This is a genomic window from Halomonas sp. KHS3, assembly GCF_000830495.1.
Lineage (GTDB): Bacteria > Pseudomonadota > Gammaproteobacteria > Pseudomonadales > Halomonadaceae > Vreelandella > Vreelandella titanicae.
Window position 1 is genome coordinate 13,960 of record NZ_JWHY01000003.1, and the last position, 15,355, is coordinate 29,314.

19 protein-coding genes are annotated in these 15,355 nt (G+C 53.6%); 1 reads left to right on the top strand and 18 read right to left on the bottom strand.

All coding sequences use genetic code 11. The features are described from left to right. Window positions 1-33: 33 nt before the first annotated feature. The 7 genes from RO22_RS24100 to phaR all read right to left on the bottom strand — a co-directional run bounded on the left by RO22_RS24100 (window position 34) and on the right by phaR (window position 4,613). Window positions 34-192, bottom strand: coding sequence for a DUF1328 domain-containing protein (locus RO22_RS24100; protein WP_022522744.1), 159 nt, complete (start codon window positions 190-192; stop codon window positions 34-36). A gap of 71 nt (window positions 193-263) precedes the next feature. After that, a complete protein-coding gene (coq7, locus tag RO22_RS08855) occupies window positions 264-905 on the bottom strand; it encodes a 2-polyprenyl-3-methyl-6-methoxy-1,4-benzoquinone monooxygenase (protein ID WP_027960152.1) in 642 nt (213 codons plus the stop codon). Window positions 906-944: 39 nt separating this feature from the next. Next, window positions 945-1,286: a histidine triad nucleotide-binding protein gene (locus RO22_RS08860; protein ID WP_022522743.1), complete on the bottom strand. Its 342-nt coding sequence runs from the start codon at window positions 1,284-1,286 to the stop codon at window positions 945-947. Window positions 1,287-1,398: 112 nt separating this feature from the next. Continuing rightward, a complete protein-coding gene (locus RO22_RS08865) occupies window positions 1,399-2,271 on the bottom strand; it encodes a phosphoribulokinase (RefSeq protein ID WP_009287678.1) in 873 nt (290 codons plus the stop codon). Further along, window positions 2,271-2,711 carry an acyl-CoA thioesterase gene (locus tag RO22_RS08870; RefSeq protein ID WP_022522742.1) on the bottom strand — a complete coding sequence of 147 codons (441 nt, stop codon included), beginning with the start codon at window positions 2,709-2,711 and terminating at the stop codon, window positions 2,271-2,273. Before RO22_RS08870 ends, RO22_RS08865 begins: the two co-directional genes overlap by 1 nt. 41 nt (window positions 2,712-2,752) lie before the next feature. Beyond that, the gene (gene purD, locus RO22_RS08875; protein WP_022522741.1) at window positions 2,753-4,039 is read right to left on the bottom strand and encodes a phosphoribosylamine--glycine ligase; all 1,287 of its coding nucleotides are present in this window, start codon (window positions 4,037-4,039) and stop codon (window positions 2,753-2,755) included. A 67-nt stretch (window positions 4,040-4,106) separates the two neighbouring features. After that, window positions 4,107-4,613 (bottom strand): polyhydroxyalkanoate synthesis repressor PhaR, encoded by a 507-nt coding sequence (phaR, locus tag RO22_RS08880; RefSeq protein WP_009287676.1) that lies wholly within the window; start codon window positions 4,611-4,613, stop codon window positions 4,107-4,109. Window positions 4,614-4,762: 149 nt separating this feature from the next. On the opposite strand from phaR, the gene RO22_RS08885 reads away from it, so the two are divergent. After that, on the top strand, window positions 4,763-5,476 hold the full coding sequence (locus tag RO22_RS08885) for a 16S rRNA (uracil(1498)-N(3))-methyltransferase (RefSeq protein WP_027960151.1): 714 nt from the start codon (window positions 4,763-4,765) through the stop codon (window positions 5,474-5,476). Between the two features lie 19 nt (window positions 5,477-5,495). Here the strand turns inward: RO22_RS08885 and RO22_RS08890 are convergent, their stop codons facing one another. The 11 genes from RO22_RS08890 to RO22_RS08935 all read right to left on the bottom strand — a co-directional run bounded on the left by RO22_RS08890 (window position 5,496) and on the right by RO22_RS08935 (window position 15,212). Next, window positions 5,496-6,080: an ATP-dependent zinc protease gene (locus RO22_RS08890; protein WP_041158161.1), complete on the bottom strand. Its 585-nt coding sequence runs from the start codon at window positions 6,078-6,080 to the stop codon at window positions 5,496-5,498. A 41-nt stretch (window positions 6,081-6,121) separates the two neighbouring features. Beyond that, the gene (locus tag RO22_RS08895; protein ID WP_009287673.1) at window positions 6,122-7,390 is read right to left on the bottom strand and encodes a lytic murein transglycosylase; all 1,269 of its coding nucleotides are present in this window, start codon (window positions 7,388-7,390) and stop codon (window positions 6,122-6,124) included. 86 nt (window positions 7,391-7,476) lie between these two features. Beyond that, entirely contained in the window at window positions 7,477-8,922 is a 1,446-nt protein-coding gene (locus RO22_RS08900; protein WP_009287672.1) for a DASH family cryptochrome, read from the bottom strand. Between the two features lie 63 nt (window positions 8,923-8,985). Continuing rightward, a complete protein-coding gene (locus RO22_RS24105; protein WP_083868814.1) occupies window positions 8,986-9,120 on the bottom strand; it encodes a DUF2256 domain-containing protein in 135 nt (44 codons plus the stop codon). A 225-nt stretch (window positions 9,121-9,345) separates the two neighbouring features. Then, window positions 9,346-9,750, bottom strand: a complete 405-nt coding sequence (gene mnhG, locus RO22_RS08905) for a monovalent cation/H(+) antiporter subunit G (protein ID WP_007113321.1) — start codon at window positions 9,748-9,750, stop codon at window positions 9,346-9,348. After that, a complete protein-coding gene (locus tag RO22_RS08910) occupies window positions 9,743-10,012 on the bottom strand; it encodes a monovalent cation/H+ antiporter complex subunit F (RefSeq protein WP_022522735.1) in 270 nt (89 codons plus the stop codon). Before RO22_RS08910 ends, mnhG begins: the two co-directional genes overlap by 8 nt. Further along, window positions 10,012-10,485: a Na+/H+ antiporter subunit E gene (locus tag RO22_RS08915; protein WP_022522734.1), complete on the bottom strand. Its 474-nt coding sequence runs from the start codon at window positions 10,483-10,485 to the stop codon at window positions 10,012-10,014. Before RO22_RS08915 ends, RO22_RS08910 begins: the two co-directional genes overlap by 1 nt. Further along, the gene (locus tag RO22_RS08920) at window positions 10,482-12,086 is read right to left on the bottom strand and encodes a Na+/H+ antiporter subunit D (protein WP_009287671.1); all 1,605 of its coding nucleotides are present in this window, start codon (window positions 12,084-12,086) and stop codon (window positions 10,482-10,484) included. Before RO22_RS08920 ends, RO22_RS08915 begins: the two co-directional genes overlap by 4 nt. Next, window positions 12,083-12,430: a Na+/H+ antiporter subunit C gene (locus RO22_RS08925; protein ID WP_022522732.1), complete on the bottom strand. Its 348-nt coding sequence runs from the start codon at window positions 12,428-12,430 to the stop codon at window positions 12,083-12,085. Before RO22_RS08925 ends, RO22_RS08920 begins: the two co-directional genes overlap by 4 nt. Window positions 12,431-12,448: 18 nt before the next feature. Further along, window positions 12,449-12,880, bottom strand: coding sequence for a Na+/H+ antiporter subunit B (locus tag RO22_RS08930; RefSeq protein ID WP_022522731.1), 432 nt, complete (start codon window positions 12,878-12,880; stop codon window positions 12,449-12,451). Further along, entirely contained in the window at window positions 12,873-15,212 is a 2,340-nt protein-coding gene (locus tag RO22_RS08935; RefSeq protein ID WP_041158301.1) for a putative monovalent cation/H+ antiporter subunit A, read from the bottom strand. Before RO22_RS08935 ends, RO22_RS08930 begins: the two co-directional genes overlap by 8 nt. Window positions 15,213-15,355: the final 143 nt, after the last annotated feature.

The window sequence follows — 15,355 nt, forward strand, 5'->3', positions numbered from 1 at the left end:
AGTTTGTGTTTGCACTGACGCTAGCGCAAAGCCCTAACGTCTGCGGCCGGTAAAAAATGACACAAGAAACAAAATAAGAAACAGCACAAACAAAATTTGCGCAATGGTGGACGCCGCCCCGGCAATGCCAGAAAAACCGACCGCCCCAGCGATGATCGCAATAATTAAAAACAGCACTGCATTGCCTAGCATCTTCTTGCTCCTCTCCTTGGTAACGACTTCCCTACACCGCCACTTAACCCATTATGCAGCGTGAATATGTCTCAGAGATGATAGGCGCTTTTAGTCATTACCTTAGAGGCCAGCCGTATGCCCCACTTCACCGGTGCCGGAAAGCGAACGCCCCCCGCTTCTAAGGCAAGCTGAGCATGGTGAGCTTCATCAACTGCCATCTGGCGCAGTATGGCGCGGGAGCGGTTGTCGCCACGGGGTAGCGACTGTTGGTGTGAATCAAGATGCTTACCTACCTGCTCTTCGGTCGCGGCGACCAATCCCAAACTAATACGATCACTGACCGCCCCAGTGGCCACGCCAATGCCAAAGGAAGCGGCATAAAACAACGGGTTTAAGCAGCTTGTTCGGCTCTGCAACTGCTCTAGACGCTCATCACACCAGGCAAGATGATCGATCTCCTCTAGCGCCGACTGCTCCATCTGGTGACGCACATGAGGAAGTTTAGCGGTCACGCCCTGCCCCTGATACAGCGCTTGAACACACACCTCACCAGTATGGTTGATACGCATCAAACCTGCTGCATGGCGGCGCTCTTGATCGTCGAACGTTCCCTCAGCCACACCTTCAGCGGGGCTGGTGCGCTGTGGTGAAGCAGCGTGTGGCATAAGCGTTCGTAAAACGGTATCGAACTGATGTATCAGGCGATCTGAACGACTCTGTTGACGATCCATGGCAACACTCCGTTGACTTGCGATAGCGATCTGCCGAACTCAACCGGCAGGCCATGTGAATGCACGCCCACCGAGTAGATGCATATGAATATGGTAGACCGTTTGTCCGCCCATTTCGTTGCAGTTCATCACCACGCGGTAGCCATCTTCAGCAAACCCCTGCTCGCGGGCAAGCTTGGCGGCGGTAAACTGAAGCCGCCCTACTGTGGCAATATCAGCCTCATCGATATCATTGAGCGTGGCGATATGCTTTTTAGGAATGATTAGCTGATGAGTAGGCGCCTGGGGGCCAATATCATTGAATGCCAACACGTGGTCATCTTCATAAACGATATCAGCGGGAATTTCACGGTTAATGATTTTACAAAACAGACAATCCATACAGCTCTCCTTTATTAACTACTTGCCACTTAAGTGTCGAATTATCTCTGCCAGTCTGATGATTGCACCGATGAATTGCACCGGTGAGAGGTAGCTTCAAGCCCGCTACCTTTTAACGAAAGCGTCTCTGGGAAAGAAGATGCCTAACCAAGGGGGCAAGAATCAACTCCATCGCCAGCGACATCCGCGCCCCCGGCACCACTAACGTGTGCGGACGGGTCATAAACGAGTCCTTAATCATCGCCAGCAGCCAAGGGAAATCAACGGTGGAGGGATCACGAAAACGGATGACCACGAACGACTCAGCGTCGGTGGGAATATCCTGAACTTCAAAGGGGTTAGAGGTGTCGACAGTGGGCACACGTTGAAAATTGATGTGAGTACGCGAAAACTGCGGTTGGATGTAGCGCACATAGTCATCCATCCGACCCAGGATAGTGTCAATGACCGCTTCTTGTGAGTAGCCCCGCAGCTTGGTATCACGGTCGATCTTTTGAATCCACTCAAGATTCATGGTTGGCGCCACACCAACCAACAGATCCACATGGCGGGCAATGTCATACTCCTCAGTGACCAGCCCACCATGTAAGCCTTCATAAAACAGCAGGTCGGTACCACAGGGCAGCGACTGCCACTCGGTGAAAGTACCTACCCGGCAGCCTGCTTCAATTTTCTGCTTATCCTCAGCATGGATATAGTGCCGAAAAGTACCCGAACCGTGTTCGCCATACTCACTAAACAACCCTTCCAGACGATCCAGCAAATTCGCCTCTACGGCAAAATGCGAAAGTTCGTCTTTGCGTTCTGGCTCTTCTCGGAAGATGCGGTGCAGGTCATCACGGGTATAGCGGTGAAAGGCATCGCCATCGACCATTGCTGCATGCACATCTTCGCGCAGAAACATGCGCTCAAAGCTGCGCTTCACGGTGGTGGTACCCGCCCCTGAGGAACCGGTTACCGCGATAATCGGATACTCCCGAGACATCAGCCATACCTCGCGTGGGAAAGCGCTTGTTTAACCTGCTCGGGTACTTCGACAGGACGCCCAGTAGCACGATCAATCAGTAGCTGATTGATCCGTGCGGTAGCGACTACCTGCTGAGAATCTGCCTGGTAGATGCGCTGATAGATCGTCAACGCTTTGCCTTGGGGCTCGGGTACAGCGGTGGCAATCGTTAGGCCATCGGGCCAGCGCGCTTCACTTTGATACTGAACGGCGAGATCAGCGACCACCGAAGGGTATCCCTGCATATCCCACTCAGGCAGATCCAGTGCAGCAAAGGCTTGAATGCGCGCCTCGTGGAGCAGTGATACCAGCGCATCATGCCCCAAGTGACGGCCGTAGTTCATATCGGTTACCCTCACGGTCAAGGGGTGACGATGTATGACCGCCTCAGCGGGAAAGTCCAGCTTGACACGCTCCATGCCCTGTTTCCTCGTCAGTATTAGCTTAGCGTAAGGCGTGCTTACTCCTCTCGGGCAATCGCCCTGAAGGCGATATCACGGCGACACTCGACGCCGTCCCAGTGAATAGCATTAACGCCTTGGTACGCTTGCTGCTGCGCCGCTGAGACGCTATTGCCCAATGCCGTTACACACAGCACACGTCCACCTGCCGTAATAATCTCGCCCTGAGAATCCTGCGCGGTACCGGCGTGGAACACTTTGCAGCCCGTTTCTTCAGCCGCAGCTAAACCGTGAATCACATCACCCTTGCGGTAGCTGCCAGGGTAGCCTCCGGCCGCCAGCACCACGCCCACCGCTGCACGGGAATCCCATTCGCAGCGTTGCCCATCCAGCTTGCCCTGGGCACCCGCTAAGCAAAGCTCAGCGAAGTCAGAGGTTAAGCGCAGCATGATTGGCTGAGTTTCAGGATCACCAAAGCGGCAGTTGTACTCAATAACCTTGGGGTTACCCGCCGCGTCGATCATCAGGCCTGCATATAAGAACCCTGTATAAGCATTGCCTTCTGCAGCCATGCCCCTCACGGTGGGCAGAATGACCTGCTCCATGATACGTGCATCAACCTCGGGCGTGACCACAGGCGCTGGTGAATAGGCGCCCATACCGCCGGTATTAGGGCCGGTATCACCATCATAAGCGCGTTTGTGGTCTTGGCTGGTGGCCATGGGTACCACATGCTCGCCGTCCACCATGACAATAAAGCTCGCCTCTTCGCCCTCCAGAAACTCTTCGATAACCACGCGAGCGCCTGCACCGCCGAAGGCATTGGCCTCCAGCATATCGCGAATAGCAGCCTCAGCTTCGGCTTCACTCAGCGCCACGATGACGCCTTTGCCCGCTGCTAGGCCATCCGCCTTAATCACAATGGGTGCGCCCATTTTGCTTAAATAGGCAAGCGCAGAGTCTACGTCAGTAAACGTTTGGTAGTCAGCCGAAGGAATATCATGACGGGCCAGGAAGTCCTTGGTAAATGATTTTGAGCCTTCCAACTGAGCAGCCGCCTGAGTAGGGCCAAAGATAGTCAGACCGGCCGCTTGGAACCGGTCAACAACACCTTCAACCAAGGGAGCCTCCGGCCCCACCACGGTCAAGCCAATCTGCTCATCACGGGCAAAAGCGACCAGGCTGTCGAGATCCGTTGCGGCAATCGCTACGTTGGTCAGCTTCGCTTCCGCCGCGGTGCCGGCATTGCCGGGGGCGACAAAGACCTGCTCAACCTGGGTAGATTGCGCCAATTTCCAAGCCAGGGCGTGCTCGCGACCACCGCCGCCTATCATCAAAACCTTCATGTGCATCCTTCTCAAACGGGAGAGCGTATATCGGCGGCATTATGCCACAGCGCAGCACCAAGTGGGGTCAGGAGGAGGGTTTGTTATCTTTGCTGGTATCGTTGCTATCGCTCTCAGGCTGCTCAGCATCACTCGACTCATCGGCTTGACCCGGCTGATTCAAGGTATTTTGCCAAAAGCGCATGTTCTCTTCGGCAAGCTCACGCATAAATTCTAACGGCGTGTTGCGCATTGCCTGTTTCCACTGGCTCTGCAAACGTTTCTGCTGCTCCAACATCAGTTGCGTACCTTGTTCGAGGTAACGCGACAGCGGCAACGGTGAGGTCATATCGTAAACCCGGATAAGCTGCGCTAGAAGATCGTTTGAAAACACTTCCGCTTCGCTATCCGCTTGCTCCTGCTCAATAATGATAGAGAGCAGAATAGTCCGCGTCAGGTCTTCTCCGCTTTTGGCATCTTCCACCCTGAACGGCTCTTCTTCGATGATTAAACGACGCAGGTCTTCCAGCGTCACATAACGACTCTGCTGAGTATCGTACAACCTGCGGTTTGCATATTTGCGAATTACGCGCACGGCGCATCTCCTTAAACGCGATAGGGACTTTTTTATTCCCGTTACTGGTTCCGTTGCTGATATTGTGCCTGCACCACGCGCCTATGCAAGCCACCTTAATAGTTTAGCAAGGCGTACCGTGCCTGCTTTGTGACCAATAGACCATCATTATGAATTTGATTCTGCTCAATCCCAACGATCTCACCAATGACGGCCACGTCTGCATCACCGATCCACGCCGACTAAAACACCTTCGTGATGTCCATCGATCGGCACCTGGCGACCGGCTCACCGTGGGTGTGCAAGGCGGCGCCATGGGCAAAGCGATGCTAAAAGAGCTCAACGCTGAGCGCGCGTATTTCCAATTAGAAAACCTTGATGAGCCACCGCCGCCACCGTTACCCGTACATTTGGCATTGGCTCTGCCCCGTCCCCGTATGTTGGCGCGTACGTTAGAGCATGTGACGGCACTAGGCGTCAAAGAGATCACCCTGCTACATACTAAACGGGTTGAGAAGAGCTACTGGCAATCCCCTGAGTTACGCCCGGAGAAAATCTACCAGCACTTGCTACTCGGCTTAGAGCAAGCCCGCGACACCCAGCTACCATCGGTCACCCTGAGCAAAGGCTTTCGTCCTTTTTTGGAGCAGCAACTGCCTGGCTTACTCAGCGAACGCCGCGGACTCGTAGCCCATCCTGGCATGCCCAACGCCTGCCCAAGAGGCATAAGTGAACCTACCCTGCTATTGGTAGGCCCTGAGGGCGGTTTTATTGCTTGGGAGGTAGAGCAACTAATGCTAGCAGGTTGCGAGGGTATGCATCTAGGCCCGCGCATTTTACGCGTTGAAACAGCCGTGACCGCGCTTCTATCACGGCTGTTTTAAGCGTTTATCGACAGGCAAGTTAGGACTGTTCATCTTCTGGGTCGTGGGGCACAACGGTGGCGTTTTCCCCACACTCGGGCTCCTGCAAGAAGGTTTCACGCACATCCAGCAAGCCAAGGTGGCTAATGGTACGACGACCGAGCAGCAGCGGATAGTTCATTTCTTCACGGTCACGTAGACTAAACTGCTCTTCGTAAATGGTGTCGCCCATACACACTTCCAACAACACCACTGGACGCTCGTCGCGGCCGCCTGCTCCGCGAACAGCCAATTCTCGATAAAGCGGCCGCTCAATTTGGTCGCTGAATACGTCTCCGCTTCCTTGATCTTCAAGCTTCAAACGAAAGCGCACCCACTCCTCGTCATCCTGCTCGAACATCTCTATATCGCGAGCATCTAATGAAGAGGTTAATGCTCCGCTATCGAGCTTGGCTTTTACCTCGATATCCCAGGGTTGCAGGGTGGCTTTTTCAACCCAGCCGAATACCTGGTCATCATCTGCCATCGCCATGGAAGCAGACAGACCAGAACCTAACAACACGGCACCTAACAACACGGCACCTAACATCACTCTGTTAAAAAACATCTTACCTATCAACTGCATAACATCATCCTTGGAAAGTAGAAGCACCCTTTTAACACTGCTTACTGCGAACGCTGGCGTAGCTGTTCAAGTAGCTCCTGGGTCGCAAACCCATCCGGTATCAACCCTTGATCACGCTGAAAGTTCCGCAAACCTTGCCGGGTGTTGGGCCCCATAATGCCGTCCGCGCCGCCTACAGAGTATCCTACCCGGTTCAATGCGCGCTGAAGTTCTTGAACATTGTCACGGGTAAGTGGCGCTTGATCCCGGGGCCAGCTGTGCTGAATGCCCTCGCGTCCAGCGATCGCATCGCCTAACGTCGCAACGGCCAGTGCATAACTGGTGGCATTGTTATAGCGTAAAATCGCACGGAAATTAGCACCTACCAAAAATGCAGGGCCATTAGCGCCAGCGGGTACCACGATAGCGGCGCTATCGAAGTTCGGCAATTCGCCCTGCTGCGCCTGTACGCCTTGGTTGCGCCACTCGGCACTGCTGCGGCGTTCGGTCTGGGCGTAATCAAACCCTTCGGGCAGGCGTACCTCAATACCCCAGGGTTGACCGGTTTGCCATCCGGCTCGGTCAAGATAGTTGGCCGTTGATGCCATGACATCAGGGATGCTGTCCCAAATATCGCGCCGACCGTCACCGTCGCCATCGACGGCATAGGCTTCGAAGCTACTGGGAATAAACTGAGTATGTCCCATCGCCCCAGCCCAGGAGCCCTTCATGTCTTCAGCAGCGATATCACCTTGATCAATAATCCGTAACGCCGCGAGCAGCTCACCTCGAGCAAAGTCACGGCGTCGACCATCGTAAGCCAGCGTGGCCAGGGACTCCAAGGTCGAAAAATCGCCAAAATTACTGCCATAGTTACTTTCGATGCCCCAAATGGCGACGATTATTTCTGCTGGCACCCCATAGCGCTGCTCCATTTGCTGAGCAGTGTCACGGTGATCAGCCAGCTTTTCTTGACCGTTAGTAATACGCGTGGATGAAACCGCGGTATCCAGATACTCCCAAATAGGGCGAACAAATTCGGGCTGGTAGCCGTCGAGTTCAATCACACGCTCACGATAACGAACGCCATCCAGGGCGTTGCTTAATGTGGCTTCGCTGACCCCTTGGCCTGCAGCGTACTGGCGAAAATCTCGAAGCCACTGCTGAAAATTAGCATAGCTAACCTCAGAAGCAGCCTGGGTATCGACTTCTGACATTAGCTGAGGGTTAGCGACCGCTACGCTTGACGCGAAAGGAGCGCTTAGCGCTGCGACTATGGAAACACACAAAAGAGGGCTGCAGCGCCGCCCAATAGAGAAATTACCAGACATTATATCGATCCTTAGGCAGTCCTTGGCATATCTGGAATGATGGCCTAGAAAAGAGGTAGATACTAGGGTCTGGCCGAAGGTGATAATTACTTTATAACGCTCTCCACGGCGGACGACTCAGCTAAAGTGCCTACTTCACAGCGAGGAATTAGCCATCGCTCCCACTGCTCGGGCACAACGCAGGGAGCATCAAACCTCAAGGGGTCTGCACGCCACGGCTGATGGCGCTCAAGGCCATTGGGCAGTGTTTCGAGCTGCTCCAGCCAGTGAGCAACATAGAGCCCCTGGGGATCGTAATGGCCCGCCTGTTTGAGCACATTAAAGTAACGATCTTGGCGAGGATCGCGCCCAACACCAGCAATATAGCGCCAATTGCCCCAGTTGCTGGCCACGTCATAATCAATCAGGCAGTGCTCGAACCATAACGCCCCCAAACGCCAATCTACCTTTAAGTCTTTAACTAAAAAGCTGGCCACGTTTTGCCGGGCACGATTGGATAGCCAGCCAGTGTGGCGAAGCTCCAGCATAGCGGCATCCACAAACGGCAACCCCGTGGTGCCGTTACGCCAGGCATCGAAAGCGGCACACGGCTGGTCAGTCTGGCGTGAGCCAAACATTTTCGCCCCTTCCAACTGAGCGGCACGGATAAAATACTCCCGCCAGAGCAGTTCGAAGCTAATCCAGTAGCTTGACTCATTACTGCCGTTTTCCGCTTCCCATGCTTTCACAGCCTCATCGACTTGACGAGCTGACAGGCAACCTCGCGCCAGCCAGGGTGAAACGCGGGTTGAAAAATTAGCCCCCAATAGCCCGTTGCGGGTTTTCTTGTAGGTTTCACCGCCCTGTTGACGCCACAAGTAATCCTTCAGACGCCCATGAGCCGCTGACTCTCCTCCCCTATAAGCGTAACCTTGGCGAGGATCGGGCTGCCAGGTAGCGCTCTGCTCACAGACGGCTTTTAGCGGCGGAAATCCCCTTGCCGCCTCGGGCCAAGGGGGCAACGTTATTGGAGCGCAGCGGCTGGCAGGCACAGCACATTCGCTCTCCACACTGCGCCTAAAGGCAGAAAAACTCCCAGGCAGCGCTTCCCGCTCAAAAGGCAGCGCCTTTAGATCAATGAGTCGCCCACTCTCTATGCAATTGAGGGCCGTTTGACTAGGCAGGCCTTGCTCAACCGCCTGAATATGCGCGAATTCCTCAACCCCTGCATGGTCAGCAACACGCACCTCTCGTGCGTTTAGCTTTGACGCCAACTCAATCACCACATCACTAGGCTTGCCAATGCGCACCAGCAGATCGCTGCCACGCTTTAGGAGCTCACCACGCAACTCCATTAAGCTTTGCCATAAAAAGCGCAACCGCGCAGGCCCAATACGCGGCGTTGATTCGCCGTCAAATAATGGCAAGAACCATCGCTCATCTAACACGTAGATACACATCAGATAACTAGGAGGAGAGGCAAAGTGTAAAAGAGGATTATCAGCAATACGCAGGTCGTCTTGCAGCCAGACAATATCAATCGTGCTGTACATGCTTGTGCCTCCTAGGGGTACATTCCTGCCCAGAACTTGGTGCTATCACCGTGGCTTGCTTGGCTACTTGGCACTACGACGGCACCGCTCACTGCAGTAGCGCACCTCGTCCCAGCAGCGCGCCCATTTTTTCCGCCAGAGAAACGGTCGCTGGCATTGAGCACAGTCTTTCTGTGGCAGGTGTTGTTTGCGTCGCATGGTCACGTTTAATCACATTTCTGCGGGGCATGGGGTGAAACATGAACGCATTATCTTATACAGTACAATTATTGTACATGATTTTTTATTGTACATTATTTGTTAAGGGCGAACTAATTACTAGTGTCTTAATACACCCCATCTCCAGACGCAAAAAAACCACCCGAAGGTGGCTTAGCAGCGGTTATTCAATGGCTACTACGCTGTGGTTTGCTCTAGTCAAGCCTAGTCAGGGTCAGTCTCGCGGGGTTGGCGCTTGGCGTTTTCCTGGGTTTCCAGGCCGCTTTTAAGCTCATGGGTTAAGGGATCATAGTTCGGGCGCAACTCATCCTTTACGGTACCGCTCCACAGCTTCGAGCCAACAAAGTACCCGGCACGGCCAATCACGTGGGCCGCCACGGGGGCGGTCATCAGGATAAACACGATGATGGCAAATGAGCGGGCCACGATCCCCACTTCAGCAAAGTGCATGGCCGCTGCCAACATAATTAAGATAACGCCTAACGCCGCGGCCTTGGTAGTGGCATGCATGCGGGTTAACAAATCGGGCAACCGCAGCAATCCGACTGAGGCAAGCAGTATAAATAGTGCACCACCAATGATTAACGCGCCCTTTATGAAATCAATCATCCCTTGGGCCTCCCCTTTCCAAAAAGCGCGCAAACGCAATTGCCGCTAAGAACCCCATTAATGCGATCACAATGGCGGCATCCAGAAAGCTAGCCACGTCAGACTTGATGGCATAAACCCCGACCAATCCCACCACGGTGGTAGAAAAAAGCTCTAACGCCACCACCCGATCAGGCAAACTCGGCCCGCGCACTACACGCACAAAAGTAAAGATAAGCGCCAGGCTCATGATGACTTGGCTTATTAAAATGACGGTATCCATTAGCGAAATAGCTCCAAAGCCCGGTGCTCCATCTCTTTTAAGTTGCGCCGTAGCTCCTCTTCATTGTCTAAAAACATCGCGTGGATATACAAGACTTTACGGTCATCTGATACATCCAGGCTCAACGTTCCTGGTGTCAATGAAATCAGATTGGCTACCAGAGTAATTTCCATTTCGGTACGCGCGGAAAGCGGCATCGCAATGACCCCAGGCTTCATATGCCAAGGGGGGGTGACAATATCAAAAGCGACACGCAAGTTGGCTTGAACAAGTTCTTTTAGAAAAAAACCAATAAAGCCGATAAAACGCGGTACTCGCGCAGGATAGCCTTTTAGGGAATCAAGCTGAGGTTCGATGAGTATCAGCGTAATGTAGCCAAATATTAGCCCGACAAGGAGGTTTAAGCCGCTAAAATCACCGCTTAACAGTACCCAAGCAAGGCCTAGCAGTAGGTTCCAAATGGCTCCGGTCATCGCGCTGTCTCCCCGGCGTCCGCCTCAGGTTGATCTTCTGCCGCCCCCGTTGGCTGCAGCAGAACATCGTCTGCACTGGCTGAAGCACCCAATACGGCTTCGATGTACCCCGAAGGTTCAAACAGTTGATCACCAATACCCATCATCACCCACATAATAGGTTCTGCAAGCACACCAATGAGCAGAGAAAATAACGCCAACACCATAACGGGCGAATACATCATCCACAGGCTAGGCTTTAACAGACGACCGTCGTCACCAGTTGGCGTGGCAGTCGCAGGCACGTCGTTATCTTCGGGTAACGACTTCCAAAACACTTCATTCCAAATTTTCACCATGGAATAAAGCGTCATCAATCCCACCGCCAGTGCAATGCCGGTCACCACATAGGCTTCAACTTCCAGGCCTGCACGCACAATCACGAATTTGGCAAAAAAGCCTGACAGCGGCGGCACCCCCGCCAGCGAGAATGCAGAAAGAAAGAACGCCACGGCAAGCCAAGGGCGATCTCGGTACAGCCCGCCCATTTTTTTAAGCTGGTAGGTTCCCTGCAAACGGTGGGTGATACCACTGATCAAGAAGAGATTGGTCTTCACCACCATGTTATGCACGATGGCAAACACGCCACCGGCGATCGCCAAAGGTGTGTAAAGAGCTAAGCCTAAGATCATATAGCCAATCTGGCTGACGATATGAAACGACAAGATTCGCCTAAACTCATGCTGGGCGGCGGCACCGAGCACGCCTGTTACCATAGTGAAGGCAGCACCCCAGAGCATAATCTCCTGGAGATAGCCCATGGTTTGATCGAACATCAGGGTAAAGACACGGAACATCGCATACACCCCCACCTTGGTGAGCAACCCGGCAAACAGCGCCGAAACAGCGACCGGTGGGGTGTGATACGAGGCTGGCAGCCAGAAAAATAGCGGAAAGGCGGCGGCTTTGATGCCGAAGGCCACCATAAACATGACCGCCAGCACTTCCACCATACCGGTGTGCTCTGCCTCATCCATGCGCAACGCAATGTCGGCCATGTTGAGTGTACCCACCATGCCATAGAGTAGCCCCACCGCGGTCAGGAAGATGACCGATGCCAACAGGTTCAAGGTGACGTACTTAATCGCCCCTTCCATCTGCGCGCGTTCTCCCCCCAGAATCAGCAGCGCAAAAGAGGCCACCAGCATTACCTCAAACCATACATAGAGGTTAAAGATATCGCCGGTTAAGAAGGCCCCCATCACCCCGGCGAGCAGCAGGTGCATTAACGGATAGTAGCCAAATTTTTCGTGGCCGCGGCCAGTGGTGGCCAGCGAGTAAACACCCATTGCCAAACCGATAATAGCCGTCATTAACACCATCACCGCACTTAACAGATCGGCTATTAAGGTAATCCCGAAGGGAGCTGGCCAGCTACCCATTTGCATGGTGACATAGCCATCTGACAACGTAGATACAAACAGCCACAGGCTAACCATGAGTAGCGCAACATTACCTGCCACCGCCAAAAAGCGCTGCATGGGGCGCGCGCGCCAAAACAACAAGGAGACTGCCCCGGTTAGCAGGGGCAAGAGGACGGGAAGAGCAACTTCAGGCCTCACGTATCAGTATCCTTCATCTTATCGAGATCATCAGCCTTAACGACTTCGTAGGCGCGTCGAATCAATACCACGGCAAAGGCAAGCACCCCAAAGGCAATCACAATGGCCGTCAGCACAACCGCTTGGGGTAAGGGGTCGGCTACCCCGCTGGGCGGCAGCATCATCCCCTCAGGGATAAGCGGAGGTGCTCCACGGGTCATGCCCGCCGTGGTAAAAATCAGTAAATTGGCGGCATTAGAGAGCAGCATCAGACCAATCACCAGTTTGACGATAGAACGACGCAACATCATAAAAATAGCCGTCGCATACAGCAGGCCAATCGCCACTGCCATTAATGGTTCCATGCTGTGCCTCCTGTTAACTCAAGGTTCATCCTTGTCGACCTCCATAAGCGTCATCACCATGCCGGTGACCGAACCCAGCACAGCAAAATAGACGCCTACATCGAAAATCAGCGGCGTGGAAGCTTTAAAGTCGATAACCGGGATAGTCCACCACTGGGCTGTCAGAAATGGCTGCCCCATAAACCAGGCAGGCACTACCGAGATCATTCCCAGCAATAGCCCAACCCCAATCAGGTCTCGGGGGTCGACCATGCGCAGCACTTCTTTGGTGGCACTTACACCAAAGGCAAACAGATACAGCGTAAACGCCCCTGCCGCTACCAAGCCGGCAATAAATCCTCCGCCCGGCTCGTCATGCCCTCGCAGCAATAGGAAAATAGAAAACATCAGTTGCAGCGGCATTAAAAACCGTGCGGCGGTATTAAGAATAATCGTGCCTGACTTAACCATCGTAAGGCTCCTTGGCAGCTACTTTACTGCTGTCGGTGGTTTTGGTGTTATTGCGTAGCTTTAACATGGCGATCACGCCGATGGCGGCAAGCGCTAACACGAACATCTCACCTAAGGTATCCAGGGCACGGTAGTCGACCAAAATGACGTTAACGATGTTGCGGCCATACGCCAAAGGCGCGCTGTTCTCAATCATGTAGGTCGAAATGGGCTCAAACTGTTGAATGCTCCAGGAGGTCATAATCAGTAGGCAGATCAAGATACCCACCATAGCGGCCACCACGCCGTCGCGTATGCGCTCCAAGCTGGTGGAAAGATTCGAGAAGCGTGGCAGGCGAAACAGCACCAGTACCAGCAAAATAACCGTTAAGGTCTCTACCAGCAGTTGGGTAATCGCTAAATCTGGCGCACTGAACAGAACAAAAATCAATGCAATGGAAAAACCCATGATGCCCACGGAAACCACTGCCCCCAGCCGCGATCGAGAAATGGTCGCAAACAGTGCCCCCATCACCATAGTGCCAGCCACGACTACCTCGTGAAAACGCACATCCAGGTCAACGGCAAACACAGGCGAATGGCGTAATAGAATTGAATTACCGATCAGTGCAATAAGCGTCGCTAACATCACTAAAATGTAGTTACGCATATAGCCGTTTTGGAGCAGCCGAGTTTGCCACTCTGAGAAGTGCACAATGCCATTCATCATGCTTTCATACCCAGCCTCGGGGCCATGGCGCATCACCGGTGCCAATACAGAGAGCTTGCCACGCACGCTGTCCCAACGCCTAAACAGCAAAAAGCCTAAACCAAGGCTAACGATCGACATTATCAACGCGACGTTAATGCCATACCAAAGCGACAGCGCCACTTCTACTGTTTGCCCGGATATAGCAGTGGCGGTTGCCGTTAACAACGCATCAGCACCCAGCACAGCGGGCATCAAGCCTAACAGGAGCGACCCTAGTGCGAGCAACGCGGGCCCAAGCAGCATACCAGGCGGAGCTTCATGTGGTTCAAGCGGGGTTTGGTGACGCTTACCGTAAAAAGGACGTAGCGCCACAATGAAAGCAACGGCGATAGTTAAAATAGATGCCAGAAAGGCGAACAGCACCAGTAGTGTTCGGAAGCTATCGGCACCGAGAACTGATTCAAGCATCAGTTCTTTACCGATAAAACCGAGTAGCGGCGGCACACCGGCAAGCGAAAGCGCAGCCACCAACGCAATGGTGGCAGTCAGCGGCATCACTGAGCGTAACCCGCCCATCTGGGTGACATCTTTCGTGCCGGTCTCATGATCGAGAATACCGGCGACCATAAACAGCGCCCCTTTATACAGCGAGTGCGCGAGCAGGAAGGTAACAAACGCGGTCATCGCGTACTCGGTGCCGATGCCCAATAGCATCGTCAGCGTGCCCAGCGCCATAATGGTCGAGTAAGCGAGCAGCTTTTTGATATTGGTGTGATGAATCGCTAAAAACGCACCCACCAGCATAGTGGTTGCGCCGACCACGGAAAGAACGCCAACCCACATCGCAGTGCCACCCAGCTCCGGGTGTAAGCGCGCCAGCAGATAAATACCCGCTTTCACCATGGTGGCCGAGTGCAGGTAAGCCGAAACCGGAGTCGGCGCGGCCATGGCGTTGGGTAACCAAAAGTGAAACGGAAACTGAGCCGATTTGGTGAAAGCACCCAGTAGTAAACAGATCAGCATCGGCGTGTAGAGTGCATGTTCACGCAGGTCAGCCTCCTGATCGAGAATCTCCGCCAGCGACCAGCTACCACTGGCAATCCCTAGCAGCACCAGCCCAGCCATTAATGCTAACCCACCCGCCACGGTAACGAATAAGCCCTGCCGCGCTGATTTACGTGCATTGATATCAGCGTGGTTAAAACCAATCAGCAAATAGGAGGTAATGCTGGTCAATTCCCAAAAAACGAATAGCGTTAATAGGCCGTCAGCTAGTACCAGCCCCAGCATCGACACCATGAAGGCGAGCAAGGCGATGTGAAACCGGGCAAGATCAGGATGATCTTTAAGGTAGCCGCCGGCATATACCAGCACGCAGGCCCCCATAACGGTAATCAATAGCCCAAAGAGCAACGATAGACCGTCCAACAGGAAGGTAAGACTGATTCCCAGAGAAGGCACCCACTGCCACTCTAAAAGTAGGCTACCGTTCTCAATGACCTCAGGGGCTTGAAGTGCCAACCACGCCGCCAATCCGGCAGGAAATAGAGCCAGAACCAGGCTGGCACGCTGGCCGAACCAGTGGTTTAACATTGGCGAGAGCGCCGCCAGTACGAAACCCATTAACACGGCAAATTGTATCAAGCGAAACCTCCTGAAAAACGAAAGGCTCACCACCAAGACAGCCGCTAGCGGTTAGACACCTTGCTTTGCCAATGATATGCCAGCGTTGAATAATAGTGATTCTAAAGTTGTACACCATATAACAGGCAGTTTTGACTGAC